Below are 13461 nucleotides of genomic sequence, written 5' to 3'. Positions count from 1 at the left end.
TGGTCGCTGGACGCATTGCGACGGATTGAACGGGAGGATTGTCATGAAGAAACTGGGCGAACATGCGATCGTGATCGGCGCCGGCATGGGTGGGCTTCTGGCCGCCCGGGTACTGTCGGATTTCTATACTGTCGTCACCGTGCTCGAACGCGATGCATTTCCGGCAGCCGATACGCCGCGCAAGGGCGTGCCGCAGGGTCGCCATACCCATGGGCTCCTTGCGCGCGGCAGTGCGGTACTCGAGGAATTCTTCCCTGGATACAACATGGAAGTCGTCGCGCAAAGCGGCGGCTTGATCGGTGATGTCGCCAACGATGTGATCTGGATCGGTCGCAACGTCAGGCTTGCTAACGGCACGAGTGACCTGACCGGTCTGCTTGCGAGCCGTCCCGTGCTCGAAGGCCATCTACGCCGGCGGCTGCTGGGTTTGCCGAACGTGCGCGCCATGGAAAGTTGCGCTGTGCGGGGGCTTGCCACCGATCCCGGTCGCAGGAGCGTGACGGGTGTGCGCACGTGTGTCGAGGGCCAGCCGGAAATGACCATCGACGCGGATCTTGTCGTCGATGCGACTGGCCGCGGCTCATCCAGTGCGGCGTGGCTTGAAGAACTCGGCTACCAACCTCCCGCCAATGAGAAGGTCGAGATCGGCATCAGCTACATGACCCGTTCCTATCGGCGCCGGTCGACTGATCTTGACGGGAGGCAGGGTATCGTTGTCGCCGGTAGTGCGCCGAACTGGCGCAACGGCGTCATGCTCGCGCAGGAAGGCGACAGCTGGATCGTCAGTGCCGGCGGTTTTCTTGGCGACGACGCACCCGACAACGACCAGGGCTTTCTCGCCTATCTGGCGACACTGCCGACCATGGAGATTCACGATGTTGTCGCAAGAGCTGAACCGCTAAGCGAATTCAGGCGCTACCGCTACGCCTCCAGCCTGCGCCGGCGATACGAGAAGCTTGCACGTTTCCCCGAAAACTACCTGGTTTTCGGTGACGCCATCTGCAGCTTCAATCCCGTCTACGGGCAGGGCATGACCGTCGCGGCAGAGGAGGCGCTGGCGCTGCAGCAGTGCCTGCGCACGGGCTCGAACGATCTTGCGCGTCGATTCTTCAGGGCGGCCGCGAAGATCGTCGATATTCCGTGGGACATCGCGGTTGGCAACGACCTCCGCCATCCACAAGTCAAAGGCGCGCGCCCGCCGATGTTGCGTTTCATCAACTGGTACATCGGCAAGCTTCACCTTGCCGCGACACGCGACAGCACGCTGGCGACTGCGTTTCTGAAGGTCGTCAACCTGATGATGCCGCCGTCGACGCTGCTCAGCCCTGCGATCGCCAGGCGGGTCTGGCAGGGTAACCGGAGGCCTGGGCTAACGGCGCCTTCACCTGCAATCGAAGCAGCGAGGCGGAATAGCGCATCGTCATGACGGGCCTACTTCATGAACTTTGGCCACGGCCGAGGTCGTCTGTTGTCTCACCAGGTCCCCAACATCGTATTGCCTTGCTTCGTGCTGGCTCCTACATTGTGAAAGTATCCATGGGACGTCCCTCAACTCGCCGTGTACCTGAATACGTCGGCATCGGGTAGACGGCAATGGACGGGTCGGCACCATCGCGTTCTTCGAGGGCAATTCAGCCATACCTCCAATACATTCCGCGATCGTGAAGACAGCAACGCGCAGAACATCACCCATGCCGACATGCCGCTGTTGCCTCAATCGCGCACGATGATGCGTCTTCGTGCATGTTGAGATCGAGTCCATGCGCCGTTATGGAGGCGAATCATGTGCCCTGCATTCGTCGATGTAGCCGAACAGAAGCGCCTGAACGACGCGCGTACCGCGCAAGTACCATGGAAGAAGTGGGGGCCGTATCTCAGCGAGCGGCAGTGGGGGACGGTCCGCGAGGACTACAGCGATGACGGCGACGCCTGGAACTATTTCACGCATGATCATGCCCGCTCACGCGCGTACAGATGGGGAGAGGACGGGCTCGGCGGACTGTGCGACGACCGGCAGCAGTTGTGCTTTGCCCTTGCACTATGGAACGAGCGTGACCCGATTCTGAAGGAACGCCTCTTTGGCCTGACCAATAGCGAAGGCAATCATGGGGAGGACGTGAAGGAGTATTACTTCTACGTCGACAGCACGCCCACCCACTCGTACATGAAGTATCTATACAAGTATCCGCAGCGGGAGTATCCGTACCGGGATCTGGTCGAGACCAACCGGAAACGATCGCGGGGCGAACTCGAGTACGAACTGCTCGATACCGGCGTGTTTAATGACGACCGGTACTTCGACGTGTTTGTCGAATACGCAAAGGCGGGTCCGGAAGACATCTTCGTGCGCATTTCCGTACACAACCGCGCACGGGAAGGGGCACGGCTTCGGGTCCTGCCAACGCTATGGTTTCGCAATACCTGGTCGTGGGGCCACGACGATCGCAGGCCATCACTATGCGAAGCGGGTCCAGGCGTCATTCGTGCGACGCATCATGAGTTGGGCGAGTACTGGCTTTACTGCGACGGCGCGGGGGAACTGCTCTTCACGGAAAACGATAGCAACGCACAGCGTCTGTGGAATCAACCCAACGGGTCACCCTACGTGAAGGACGCGTTCCACGCTTACGTCATTGCGGGGCAGCGCGAGGCTGTCAATCCCGCCAGGACGGGAACCAAGGCGGCGGCCCATTACGTGTGCGACGTACCCGGCGGCGGCAACGTGACTATCCGGTTGCGCATGACGGCAGTCAGGCAGGTCAATCCCTTCGACGAATTCGAGAACACCTTCCATTCCCGCATCGCCGATGCGGATGAGTTCTACGAGCGCGTTGCCCCGAAGTCCCTGACCGAAGACAAGCGCCGGGTGCACCGTCAGGCTTTGGCGGGCATGCTGTGGAGCAAGCAGTACTACTACTTCGATCTCGAACTGTGGCTGCGCGAGCACGGGAGTCATCCATTGCTCGAAGCCGCCCGGCGCGATGTGCGCAATATGGAGTGGTTCCACATGTTGAATGCCGACGTGATTTCCATGCCGGACAAGTGGGAGTACCCGTGGTTCGCGGCCTGGGACCTGGCCTTTCATACGATCGCCCTGGCGCTCGTCGACTTCGATTTCGCCAAAGAGCAGTTACTGCTGATGCTGCGCATCCTGTATGTCCACCCGAGTGGCCAGATCCCAGCCTACGAGTGGAACTTCAGTGACGTCAATCCGCCCGTGCATGCCGCCGCCACGCTCTGGCTCTACAAGTATGAGAAAGCGCTGGGACGCGCTGATCTGCGCTTTCTTGAACGCTCGTTTCAGGGGTTGATGCTCAATTTCAACTGGTGGGTGAACCGTAAGGACCCTTCAGGTCGCAATGTCTTCGCCGGCGGCTTTCTGGGCCTGGACAACATCGGCGTATTCGATCGCAGTGCGCAGCTTCCGACAGGCGGATCCCTTGAGCAGGCGGACGGAACAGCGTGGATGGCGTTTTATTGCCAGACCATGCTGGAGATGGCAATCATTTTGACTGAGTACGACCCGATGTACGAGGAGATCGCCTTCAAGTTCGTCCAGCACTTCATGTGGATTGCCTATGCGATGGACCGGCGCGGCGAACATCCCGACGAGATGTGGGACGAGCAGGACGGATTTTTCTATGACCTGCTGTGTCTTCCCGACGGCCAGACCACGCGTCTGAAGGTGAGGTCAATGGTCGGGTTGCTGCCGCTGTGCGCATCGACGGTTTTCGAAGCTGGTACTGTCTCGCGCTGTCCGAAACTGCTGGAAATGATCGCGCAATTTCGAACGCGTTACCCGGAGCTGATTGCTCATGTGGCGCCAACCGATGCCGGCTTCATCGGCCATAGGGAACGCAGGCTACTGTCGATCCTCAACAAGCGGAAACTCGAGCGCGTGCTCGGATACCTGCTCGACGAGAACGAATTCCTTGGGCCGCACGGCATTCGTTCGCTCTCTCGCTATCATCTCGACCATCCGTATGTACTCAATGTTGGTGGGGTGGAATACAAGGTGCAGTATCTGCCCGCTGAATCGAATACCGGGATGTTCGGCGGAAACTCCAACTGGCGCGGTCCGGTGTGGATGCCGGTGAATCTGCTGATTGTCAGGGCGCTGATGAATCTCTACGACTTTTTTGGCGACGATTTCAAGGTTCAATGCCCGACGGGCTCGGGGCCGCACATGACGCTGTTTGAGGTGGCGCAAGAGATCGTCAACCGGTTGACGGGTACGTTTCTGCGTGGTGCGGATGGACGACGCCCCGTCTACGGCGGGACGGGCAAGTTCCAGGACGACCCGCATTGGCGTGACCTGATCCTGTTCTACGAGTATTTCCACGGCGACAACGGTGCGGGGCTCGGTGCCAGTCACCAGACAGGCTGGACGGGTCTCGTCGCGCCTTTCCTGGACCTGTTCGGGCGTATCGACGCGCAAACCGTTCTGGAAAGCGACCGCTGGCGCGTCATGGCCAGCGTCGTCGGGCAGCAAGTGTGGGGAGAACAGATGGACGGGAAGTGAGGGAGGAAAGGCCGCGCATTGAGCCTCATAGCAATTGTGAAATGGCGGGGCCCATTATTTTTCCTGTGCGTTTCCGAAGCATTGCTGCATCACACCGAGAAGCGCTCGCTTGGCTGGATTGTCGAGGTCGGTGTACGCGAGCCCGATGCCAGCCCGGTAACCGTGAAGTTCGAGCGGACGGGCTACGACTTTCGGCGGCAAGGCGATGGCCGCCTCGGCCGGGATCATGCCAATACCCATACCTGCGGCGACTAGCGCCAGCATGGTTGTAAATTCCCCCAGTTCCTGAGCGATATTGAGTTGCGCGCCCTCACGTTTCAAGGCGACGAGCATCTCGTCGTGAAAGCCCGGTGCGTAACGCCGCGCAAGCACGAACGAAGGATAGTCCCGAAGATCCGCCGGCCGGATCAGCGCTTGGGCGGCTAGCGGATGATCGTCGGGAAGCGCGACGACAAAGGGTTCCTCGAGTACTACGCAAACTTCAAGTCCCGCGCCCGCAACGGGCAGGCGTATCAGGCCGAAGTCGAGCTTGTTGTCGTGAAGGGCGGCGACCTGATCCGGCGTCGGCATATCCTTCAACTCGAGCGTGATGAGCGGATAGCGCTCGTGCATGTTGCGAATGAGCGTCGGCAAGAGCTTCGGCAGCACCGACGACACGAAGGCGATCCGCAGCGTGCCGATTTCCCCGCGAGCCGACAGCCGCGCGGTTTGCTCCGCGCGCAATGCCTGATGCAGCGTGGCGCGAGCCTCGGGCAAAAAGAGCGTTCCCGTTTCGCTCAATGCGACCTTGTGACGGTCGCGCTCCAGCAGCCGCACGTCGAGTTCGTCTTCCAGCGCCTTGATCTGCATGCTCAGCGCAGACTGCACGATGCATAGCCGCTGCGCGGCTTTGCCGAAATGCAGTTCCTCGGCAAGTACGACGAATGCACGCAGATGCTTCAATTCCATGACCACTCCCGCTGACGGGCCGTTCGTCCCGTGTAATCACGATTCATGATAACAGCGTCATGAATGATCATTGGCGCAATCGCGGCAATTGGAATGAAATACGGATATCGGAGACAACACGGGCGCGCCTGGCGGGCGCCAGCAAAAATGAACGACACATTGAAGCTCTTCAGCCTGAACGGAAGGCGTGCGCTGATCACCGGCTCCGGGCGTGGCATCGGCCTGGCGCTGGCGCGCGGACTGGCAGGCGCGGGCGCGGCTGTCGTCATCAACGATCGCAACGGGCAGAAGGCAGCGGCCGTCGCGGCTCAACTGCGCGACGAAGGCCTCAACGCGGATATCGCGGTTTTTGATGTCATCGAACGCGCGGAGGTTTCCGCGGCGATCGATGCGTTCGAAGCGCGCGTCGGCGCGATCGATATTCTCGTGAACAACGCGGGCATCCAGCGTAGGGCACCGCTTGAAACCTTCAGCGCCGACGACTGGAACGACCTGTTGCGCGTCAACCTGGACGGCGCGTTCCATGTATCGCAAGCCGTCGCGCGGCACATGTTGCCGCGTGGGCGCGGGAAGATCATCAACATCTGCTCGGTGCAGGGCGAACTGGCGCGGCCGGGCATCGCGCCCTACGCGGCGACCAAGGGCGCCATTCGCATGCTTACCAAGGGTATGTGCGCGGAATGGGCCGGTTCCGGCATTCAGGCCAATGCGCTCGCGCCGGGCTACTTCGCAACCGATCTGAACCGCGCGCTCGTCGACGATCCCGACTTCTCGGACTGGCTTTGCAAGCGCACGCCCGCGGGGCGCTGGGGCCGAGTGGAAGAGCTGTGCGGCGCTGCGGTATTTCTGGCGTCGTCGGCTTCGGATTTCGTCAACGGGCAGACGCTGTTCGTCGATGGCGGTTTGACCAGCGTGGTTTGAGACCGGCGCGCACGCAGTATCACAACAAAGCCTGATAAAGGAGACATCGACATGCGTTCACCCAATGCGAAACGGACCCGCTGCGCGCAAGCGCTTGCCGGTCTGACGATCGCCGTCATGGCCTGCACATCGTACGGCGCCGACTGGATCGTCTCGGGCAACGACGGGAAATATCAGCGGGTCGAAGGGCGAGATACCTACCCCGACAATCCGAAACCCGACACGCTGACGCTGCTGGACGCAAGCCGCTTTCCGCCGCAGGTCAAGGTGCAGGTGGAGGTCGAGAACGGCATTCAGGGGCCGCCGCAGGCCGTCGCTATCACGCCGGATGCAAACGTCGCCTTGGTCGGCGCGCCGACGCGCTACGACTACGCGGCCAAAAAACTGTTGATGGATTCGTTCGTACAGGTCGTCGATCTGCAGGCTTCGCCTCCCGTCGTCGCCCGGCTCGACATCGGCAGCCATCCACAAGGCATCGCCATCGACAGAAGCGGCCGCCTCGCGCTCGTCGCCTGCGTCGACGGTAGCGTGGCCGTGCTCGGTATCGACGGGAACCGCGTGACACTTCAGGACACGCTGAAAATTGCACAGAAGCGGCTCGCCGGCGTGAGCTTCACGCACGACGGCCGGCACGCGCTGGTGGCGTTGCGCGACGAGCAGGGCGTGGCCGTCCTGAACGTTGACGACGGTCGGGTGACTGATAGCGGTCTGCGCCTCGCGAGCGGCGTGGCGCCCTACACGATCGACGTATCGAGCGACGGCAAATGGGCCGTCGTGAGCGATGTCGGGCTGGCCGGGCTGTCGTCCTATGCGGGCAAGCTCGCAGGCGATGCCGATGCCGTGACGCTCATCGATGTCTCGCATGAGCCGTTTCGCGCGGTCCAGCACGTCACGGTGCCATCGCTGCCCGAGGGCGTGGCGATCTCGCCCGACGGCAAGTGGATCGGCGTTCAGGCAATGGATGGCTCGAACCTGACGCCGGATAACCCTGGACGCCACGCGCGCGGCAAGGTGGTGCTCTTCGCGATCCGCGACGGTCAGGCGGTGAAGGTTTCCGAGGCGCCGGGCGGAGAGGCGGCGCAGGGCATCGTGTTCACTGCGGACAGCAAGTATCTGATCGTGCAGTTCAACGTCGAGAAACAGCTTGCGTTCTTCGCTGTCAACAGCGGGCATCTGCGCGATACGGGGCACAGGATTGCGTTGTCGGGCGGCCCTTCGTCGCTTCGCACGACGCCGCGCTGAACTTCAGCCCCATCAGAAAGAGGAAAACGAGCATGTCAACGAACAGCACAGCACGCAGGAACGTCCTGGTCTTCCGCAAGATGCCAGACGATCTGCTCGGGCGAATCCGGACCTTGCACGATGTGACTGTCGCCGATCCAAGACGCGCCGATGAACTGCCGCGTTTTCGCGAGGCGCTGAACGACGCGGATGGCCTGATCGGTTCGAGCTTCAGACTGGGCGCGGACGAATTGGCGCGCTCGCCGCGTCTGCAAGTGATCTCGAGCATTTCAGTCGGCGTCGACAACTACGACCTCGGGTACCTGAAGCAACGCGGCATCACTCTTTGTCACACTCCTGGCGTGTTGACCGAGACCACGGCCGACACCGTATTCGCGTTGATCATCGCCGCGTCGCGGCGTCTGGTCGACCTGTCGAACCATGTGCGCGACGGCCGATGGACACGCAACATCGGCGAAGACCTGTTCGGCTGGGACGTGCATGGCAAGACGCTCGGCGTGCTGGGCTTCGGCCGTATCGGGCAGGCGGTGGCGAGGCGCGCGGCGCTCGGGTTTGGTATGCCCGTGGTGTTCCACGATCCATTCGATGTGCAGGTGCCGGCAACGCTTGCCGGACACGCGGTGCGCGCATCGTTCGATGAAGTGCTGGCGCGCGCGGACATCGTCGCGTTGACGCTGCCGCTTTCCGACGAAACACGCGGTCTGATGGACGGAAAAGCGTTTGCCTCGATGAAGGCGGGTGCGATCTTCGTGAACGGCTCGCGTGGCGCGATCGTGCGCGAGGACGCTCTCGTTGACGCACTCGATAGTGGCCACTTGCGTGCTGCCGCTCTCGACGTGTTCGCCGTCGAACCGCTCGGGCAGGATTCGCCGCTGCGCACGCATCCGAAAGTCACGCCGTTTCCGCACATCGGCTCGGCGACGCACGAGACGCGGCGCGCGATGGCCGAACTCGCGACCGACAACCTGCTACGCGTGCTCGATGGTGACGCGGCCATCTCCGCATTCGATCTCTCCAAAGCATAAAGCGACCATGCCACATTCCATCCCATCGCTGTGCGGCTCGCTCGCGGGCCAACCGTTCACGTTTAACGTCAAGGTGCACAACGCGGCGTACCAGGCGCTCGGCGTCGACTACACGTTCGTCAGCTTCGGCGTAGAGGATGCCGCGGGCGCGATCGACGCGATGCGCACGCTCGGCATCCGCGGGCTGAACGTGACCATGCCGCACAAGCAGGCCGTCATTGTCCACCTCGACGCGCTCGACGAAACCGCGCGCGAAATCGGCGCGGTCAACACGATCCAGAATCGCGACGGGCATCTCACGGGCTACAACACCGACTGCGCGGGCGCCGTGCGCGCGCTCGAAGAGGTGACTTCACTTGCGGGGCAGCGCATCGCTTTGCTCGGCGCGGGCGGCGCGGCACGCGCGATTGCGTGGGGCGTGCAGCGCGCGGGCGGCCACGTGACCGTGTTCAATCGCACCGCGTCGCGCGGACAGGATCTCGCGCGTGATTTCGGCCTCGCTTTCGGCGGGGATCTCGGCGACTTCGATCCCCACGCATTCGATGGCGTCGTGAACGCGACAGCCGCGGGCTTCCGCGCGCCGGACGTCAATCCGTTGCGGGCCACGCAACTGGCGCCGCATCTGTTCGTGATGGATGCGGCCTTCATTCCCGTGCGCACGAAGCTGATCCGCGATGCTGCCGCGTTGGGATGCCGCGTGATCGATGGCACCCGCATGCTGCTGCATCAGTTCTGCGGACAGGTCGAACTTTACACAGGCAAAGCGGCGCCCATCGATGTGATGAGCACGGCTTTGCTCGACGAGATCGCACGGGTCGGCTAGGGCGGCGCGCGGGTCGAACAGGCAACACGAAGGGCAACACGAAGGGCAACGCAGCCAGCTCCGGCATCTCGCGCCAAGACGAGGACGGGCCGATCGCAACGCAATCGCAGGAACCGGAGGAGACATCATGAAGCACCAGCCAACCATCGCGGCCGCCGAAGGCGGCATCGCGAGCAACGCCAGCACTACCCGCAACGAGGTCACGACTGCTGATCTCTATCGCGCCGCATGGGCCGCATCGCTCGGCAGCGCACTCGAGTATTACGACTTCGCGCTGTATAACCTCGCGTCGGCGCTGATTTTCGGGCCGCTGTTCTTCCCGTCGAGCGATCCCGCCATGGGGCTGATCGCGAGCTTTGGCGCGTACTTTCTCGGCTTCGCGATCCGGCCTGTGGGCGGCATCGTCTTCGGTACGCTCGGCGACCGATATGGACGCAAATTCGTTCTGATGGCGACGATCCTGCTGATGGGGATCGCAAGCACGCTGATCGGCCTGCTGCCCACCTACGCGAGCGCGGGCATCTGGGCGCCCATCCTGCTGGTAGGCTGCCGCTTGCTGCAGGGGCTCGGAGCGGGTGCGGAACAGGCGGGAGCCGCCGTGCTGATGGCCGAATATGCGCCTGCAAAACGTCGCGGCTACTTCGCCGCTTTACCATTCATGGGCGTGTTGCTCGGGACGGTGATGGCGGCTGCGATCTACTTCGCGCTGGTGCGTGTCGAGGACATCTCGCAAAGCTGGCTCTGGCGCGTGCCGTTCCTGCTGAGTGTCGTCATCATTGCCGTGGCGATCTGGATCCGCCTGAAACTCAAGGAGTCGCCATCCTTCACCAAGCTCGAAGCGCGTCAACAGGTCAACGACAGTCCGTTGAAGCACCTCATCAGGCATTCGAAGCCGACGCTGCTTAAAGTCATCGGCATGCGTATGGCGGAGAACGGTGGTTCGTCGATCTATCAGTCGCTCGCCATCAGTTACATGGTGACCGCGACGGGCCTCAAAGGGCCGATCGGCCCGATTGCGCTACTGCTTGCCGGCGTGTCGGGGGCAGTCATCATTCCGATGACGGGCATGCTGAGCGACCGGTTTGGACGCGTTCCCGTCTACCGTGCCTTCGCCCTGTATCAACTCCTGCTGGCCTATCCCACCTGGTGGGTGCTGAGCCAGGGCAATGCGGCCGCTAGCATCGCCATGTTGTGCGTCGCGCTGGCCGGCGTTTGGGGGATGTTCGCCACACAAGGCGCGCTGCTTCCTGAACTCTTCGGTGCGCAACATCGCTACGCGGGTGTCGCGGTGGGCCGTGAGGTATCAGCCGTCATCGCTGGCGGTGTGGCACCGCTCATCGGCGCATCGATCATCGCCTGGGCGACTGCGCACTGGGGCGGTGCGGAAGGCAGGGTCATGGCGTGGATTCCGCTTGCGACGTACGTCGCGATTCTGAGTTTGATCGGCGTGGTGACGACCTTCTACACGCCTGAGACACGCGGCCGTGATCTCGATGATCTACGTGACGCAGCGGAGGATCCCGTAGCCTTGAGTGGGGAACGCGCGGCCAGGCCGTCGTAGTCGTTCTGCACGTTGCAAGCAAACGACGCGACTGTGCTGCGGCCCGCTACCAGGCCGAGGAGCAGGCACCGCAAGCTCACCGGCTAGCGACGCCCGCTGCGGCCCCACACGTAGCGCACCCAGCGTTGCCACCTGGTGCGCTGCGTGGCAACGGTGTTGCGCGATGCCTGTTCCTGGCGGTCGCGCTCCACGCTTTTCTGAACCTGCTCGTGGATCTGACGCAACGTCAAGCCACCGGGGCCTTTCAGCTTGTCGGGATCGGTGTCGTCTGTCATGGGAATGGCCTGGTCCGGATGAGTCGACTCGATCTTGATACAGATGGATAGGCGCGGCAAGCACATAAAAGCAGTCTGCCGCCCGGTGAGTGATTGCATAGGGCAAGTCTTCAGGACGGTGCGTAGCGGGCACAAACAGCATTCCTGGATCAGCGTCAGGCTTTTACCTGACACGCTCTCGAATTCGAAGGACCTGCCCGCGCGAGCACGGTGATCCCGGATTCCTTTGAAAGCGCTGTTCTTCCGTCGAAGGCGCAGGCCCGTCGCCTCCCGACTGAAGGTGGCGCGTTCGCACGCGCTCGCCCGCGGCGGGCGCCCTGCGCGTTGCCGCGACCTCACGTCCCTGTTGGGTCAACCCTACCGCAAGTGTAGGGAGGTGCCCCATCCCGTCGCCCGGTCCTCGTCTGCAAAATTCAAATACGGGAAATTGCGACGATGAACCCGCACTCGTCATCGCAGTGCCCGACGGCAGCGCGTCCCCGCGCTGGCTGACTCCTCAGCGGAGGTCCTATGTTCAGTACCCTCGCATACCGCAGCGGCGTGGCGGCGCTGTTGCTGTCGTTGTTCGCGTTGCCGTCGTTTGCACAATCGTTCCGGGTGCAATGTCCGCCTACCACCACACTGCATCCGACAGCCCTGCCGGCAAGTGCGGGCGAGCCTGCCTATACGGGCCCGTCCTTCACGGGGCCGAACTCGCAGGCGACGGGCGTCGTGAACGGCGCGATCAAATGCCAGCAGATTTCGGGTGGTGACGGCTATGCCACCATGGGCGACGGCACGCAGACCTATCTGTTCGCGTTCGGCCCGCTGTCAGGTCTGGCAGATATCAAGAAGGGCCTGCCGGGCACGCAGTTCGCGTCGGTGTTCAACGTCGTCGGCACGGCCGCCGATCCGAACTACAACGGCGCAATCGGCCTCGTGCCCGATCCGGATTCGACGCCACCTGGCCAGCTGACGGGGCATGTCGATCCGCGCCAGATCATGGACGTGGGCGTGATGAACGGCAGCATGCCTGCGCCGACGATGGCCATCGACGAAGACGACGAGTTCTTCCTCACGTTGACCAACGTCGGGATGATCATGCGCCCCGACCTGTTCGAGCAGCACACGGTGCACTTCCACGGCTATCCGAATGCGTCCGCGTTCTATGACGGCGTGCCGGATGCATCGGTGGCGATCAATATCGGCGCGAGCTTCACGTACTACTACCTTGCGCCTGACGCGGGCACGTACTTCTGGCACTGCCACATCACGCCGCCCGAGCATCTGCAGATGGGCATGGTCGGCCAGATTTTCGTGCGTCCACGCCAGAACCGCGTGACGAACGGGACGCTCTACCACGCGCTGATCCAGCAACAGAGCGATCCGCGCACGGCATGCGGCAGCGACGTTCTCTGCTCGACGCCCGTGCCGCCGCAGAACAGCGTGTTGCATGTAAAGAACAAGAGCAACACGCCGACGCTGTATGCATACAACGACGGCGACGGTTCGACGGCTTATGACGTCGAGTATCCCGTGCAGATTCACGGCTTCGATCCGAATTTCCACTTCGTGGGCATGACGTTCAATCCGGAGCCCTTCACCGACATGAAGGACAAGTACTTCATGCTCAATGGCCGCAGCTATCCGGACACCGTGTCGCAAGGCCCGATGCAGACGCCCGTAGCCGACGGCTCGCAGCACTTCTCGCAGCCGCTGCCCGCGCTCATCAATGTACCGGCGGGCGGCAAGGCGCTCTTGCGCATATCGGATCTCGACGTCAGCGAGTTTCAGACGCTCGCGTCGCTTGGCATTCCGATGCATGTGATCGGCGTCAACGCGCGGCTCTTGCGCGATCTTGCCGGCAACGACATGACCTATCTGACCAACTCGATCACGCTCGGCGGCGGCGAGTCGATCGACGTGATTCTCGATGCGAGCGACACGACCCGCTACTCGGCCGGCCAGATTTTCTATCTGTACACGCCGAACCTCGACCACCTGTCGAACGATGCCGAGAACTTCGGCGGATTGATGACCGAGGTCCACATCTGCCATTCGGTGGACCCGACCACGAAGTCCTGCACCTAGGAGATGAGCCGTGGGCAACATCATCGACAACTTCCGACGCACACGCTATGCGCGGCGTGGCTCGGCGCCACGTT

Annotated in this window: 10 protein-coding genes; 8 read left to right on the top strand and 2 right to left on the bottom strand. The window is 62.4% G+C overall.

Going from position 1 to position 13461, the window contains the following annotated elements:
• Positions 1–43: 43 nt before the first annotated feature.
• Entirely contained in the window at positions 44–1426 is a 1383-nt protein-coding gene (locus SB822_RS14725; protein WP_009770117.1) for an NAD(P)/FAD-dependent oxidoreductase, read from the top strand.
• A gap of 357 nt (positions 1427–1783) precedes the next feature.
• Positions 1784–4522, top strand: a complete 2739-nt coding sequence (locus SB822_RS14720; RefSeq protein WP_410855018.1) for an MGH1-like glycoside hydrolase domain-containing protein — start codon at positions 1784–1786, stop codon at positions 4520–4522.
• Positions 4523–4576: 54 nt separating this feature from the next.
• Here the strand turns inward: SB822_RS14720 and SB822_RS14715 are convergent, their stop codons facing one another.
• Positions 4577–5470, bottom strand: coding sequence for a LysR family transcriptional regulator (locus SB822_RS14715; RefSeq protein ID WP_410855017.1), 894 nt, complete (start codon positions 5468–5470; stop codon positions 4577–4579).
• Between the two features lie 147 nt (positions 5471–5617).
• Between SB822_RS14715 and SB822_RS14710 the strand changes: the two genes are divergently transcribed.
• The 5 genes from SB822_RS14710 to SB822_RS14690 all read left to right on the top strand — a co-directional run bounded on the left by SB822_RS14710 (position 5618) and on the right by SB822_RS14690 (position 11042).
• Positions 5618–6391 carry a glucose 1-dehydrogenase gene (locus SB822_RS14710; protein WP_086919442.1) on the top strand — a complete coding sequence of 258 codons (774 nt, stop codon included), beginning with the start codon at positions 5618–5620 and terminating at the stop codon, positions 6389–6391.
• Positions 6392–6442: 51 nt separating this feature from the next.
• On the top strand, positions 6443–7633 hold the full coding sequence (locus SB822_RS14705; RefSeq protein WP_079502341.1) for a lactonase: 1191 nt from the start codon (positions 6443–6445) through the stop codon (positions 7631–7633).
• A 32-nt stretch (positions 7634–7665) separates the two neighbouring features.
• Positions 7666–8658 (top strand): 2-hydroxyacid dehydrogenase, encoded by a 993-nt coding sequence (locus SB822_RS14700; RefSeq protein WP_086919444.1) that lies wholly within the window; start codon positions 7666–7668, stop codon positions 8656–8658.
• A gap of 7 nt (positions 8659–8665) precedes the next feature.
• On the top strand, positions 8666–9481 hold the full coding sequence (gene aroE, locus SB822_RS14695; protein WP_086919445.1) for a shikimate dehydrogenase: 816 nt from the start codon (positions 8666–8668) through the stop codon (positions 9479–9481).
• A gap of 127 nt (positions 9482–9608) precedes the next feature.
• Positions 9609–11042 (top strand): MFS transporter, encoded by a 1434-nt coding sequence (locus SB822_RS14690; RefSeq protein ID WP_007730742.1) that lies wholly within the window; start codon positions 9609–9611, stop codon positions 11040–11042.
• 83 nt (positions 11043–11125) lie between these two features.
• Here SB822_RS14690 and SB822_RS14685 read toward each other — a convergent pair whose 3' ends face one another.
• The gene (locus SB822_RS14685; RefSeq protein ID WP_007730741.1) at positions 11126–11317 is read right to left on the bottom strand and encodes a hypothetical protein; all 192 of its coding nucleotides are present in this window, start codon (positions 11315–11317) and stop codon (positions 11126–11128) included.
• Positions 11318–11827: 510 nt separating this feature from the next.
• Between SB822_RS14685 and SB822_RS14680 the strand changes: the two genes are divergently transcribed.
• Positions 11828–13387, top strand: coding sequence for a multicopper oxidase domain-containing protein (locus SB822_RS14680; RefSeq protein ID WP_079490148.1), 1560 nt, complete (start codon positions 11828–11830; stop codon positions 13385–13387).
• The last annotated feature ends 74 nt before the right edge of the window (positions 13388–13461 follow it).

This window comes from Paraburkholderia sp. SIMBA_054 (assembly GCF_046534875.1).
Taxonomy (GTDB): Bacteria; Pseudomonadota; Gammaproteobacteria; order Burkholderiales; family Burkholderiaceae; genus Paraburkholderia; species Paraburkholderia hospita.
Note: the sequence above shows the minus strand (reverse complement) of the source record. Positions and strands in the feature narration are given on the sequence as shown.

What these genes read in the sequence shown, in the direction of transcription:
- SB822_RS14725 (WP_009770117.1), top strand. Translation starts at nt 44, where the DNA reads ATGAAGAAACTGGGCGAACATGCGATCGTGATCGGCGCCGGCATGGGT.
- SB822_RS14720 (WP_410855018.1), top strand. Translation starts at nt 1,784, where the DNA reads ATGTGCCCTGCATTCGTCGATGTAGCCGAACAGAAGCGCCTGAACGAC.
- SB822_RS14715 (WP_410855017.1), bottom strand. Translation starts at nt 5,470, where the DNA reads ATGGAATTGAAGCATCTGCGTGCATTCGTCGTACTTGCCGAGGAACTG.
- SB822_RS14710 (WP_086919442.1), top strand. Translation starts at nt 5,618, where the DNA reads ATGAACGACACATTGAAGCTCTTCAGCCTGAACGGAAGGCGTGCGCTG.
- SB822_RS14705 (WP_079502341.1), top strand. Translation starts at nt 6,443, where the DNA reads ATGCGTTCACCCAATGCGAAACGGACCCGCTGCGCGCAAGCGCTTGCC.
- SB822_RS14700 (WP_086919444.1), top strand. Translation starts at nt 7,666, where the DNA reads ATGTCAACGAACAGCACAGCACGCAGGAACGTCCTGGTCTTCCGCAAG.
- aroE (WP_086919445.1), top strand. Translation starts at nt 8,666, where the DNA reads ATGCCACATTCCATCCCATCGCTGTGCGGCTCGCTCGCGGGCCAACCG.
- SB822_RS14690 (WP_007730742.1), top strand. Translation starts at nt 9,609, where the DNA reads ATGAAGCACCAGCCAACCATCGCGGCCGCCGAAGGCGGCATCGCGAGC.
- SB822_RS14685 (WP_007730741.1), bottom strand. Translation starts at nt 11,317, where the DNA reads ATGACAGACGACACCGATCCCGACAAGCTGAAAGGCCCCGGTGGCTTG.
- SB822_RS14680 (WP_079490148.1), top strand. Translation starts at nt 11,828, where the DNA reads ATGTTCAGTACCCTCGCATACCGCAGCGGCGTGGCGGCGCTGTTGCTG.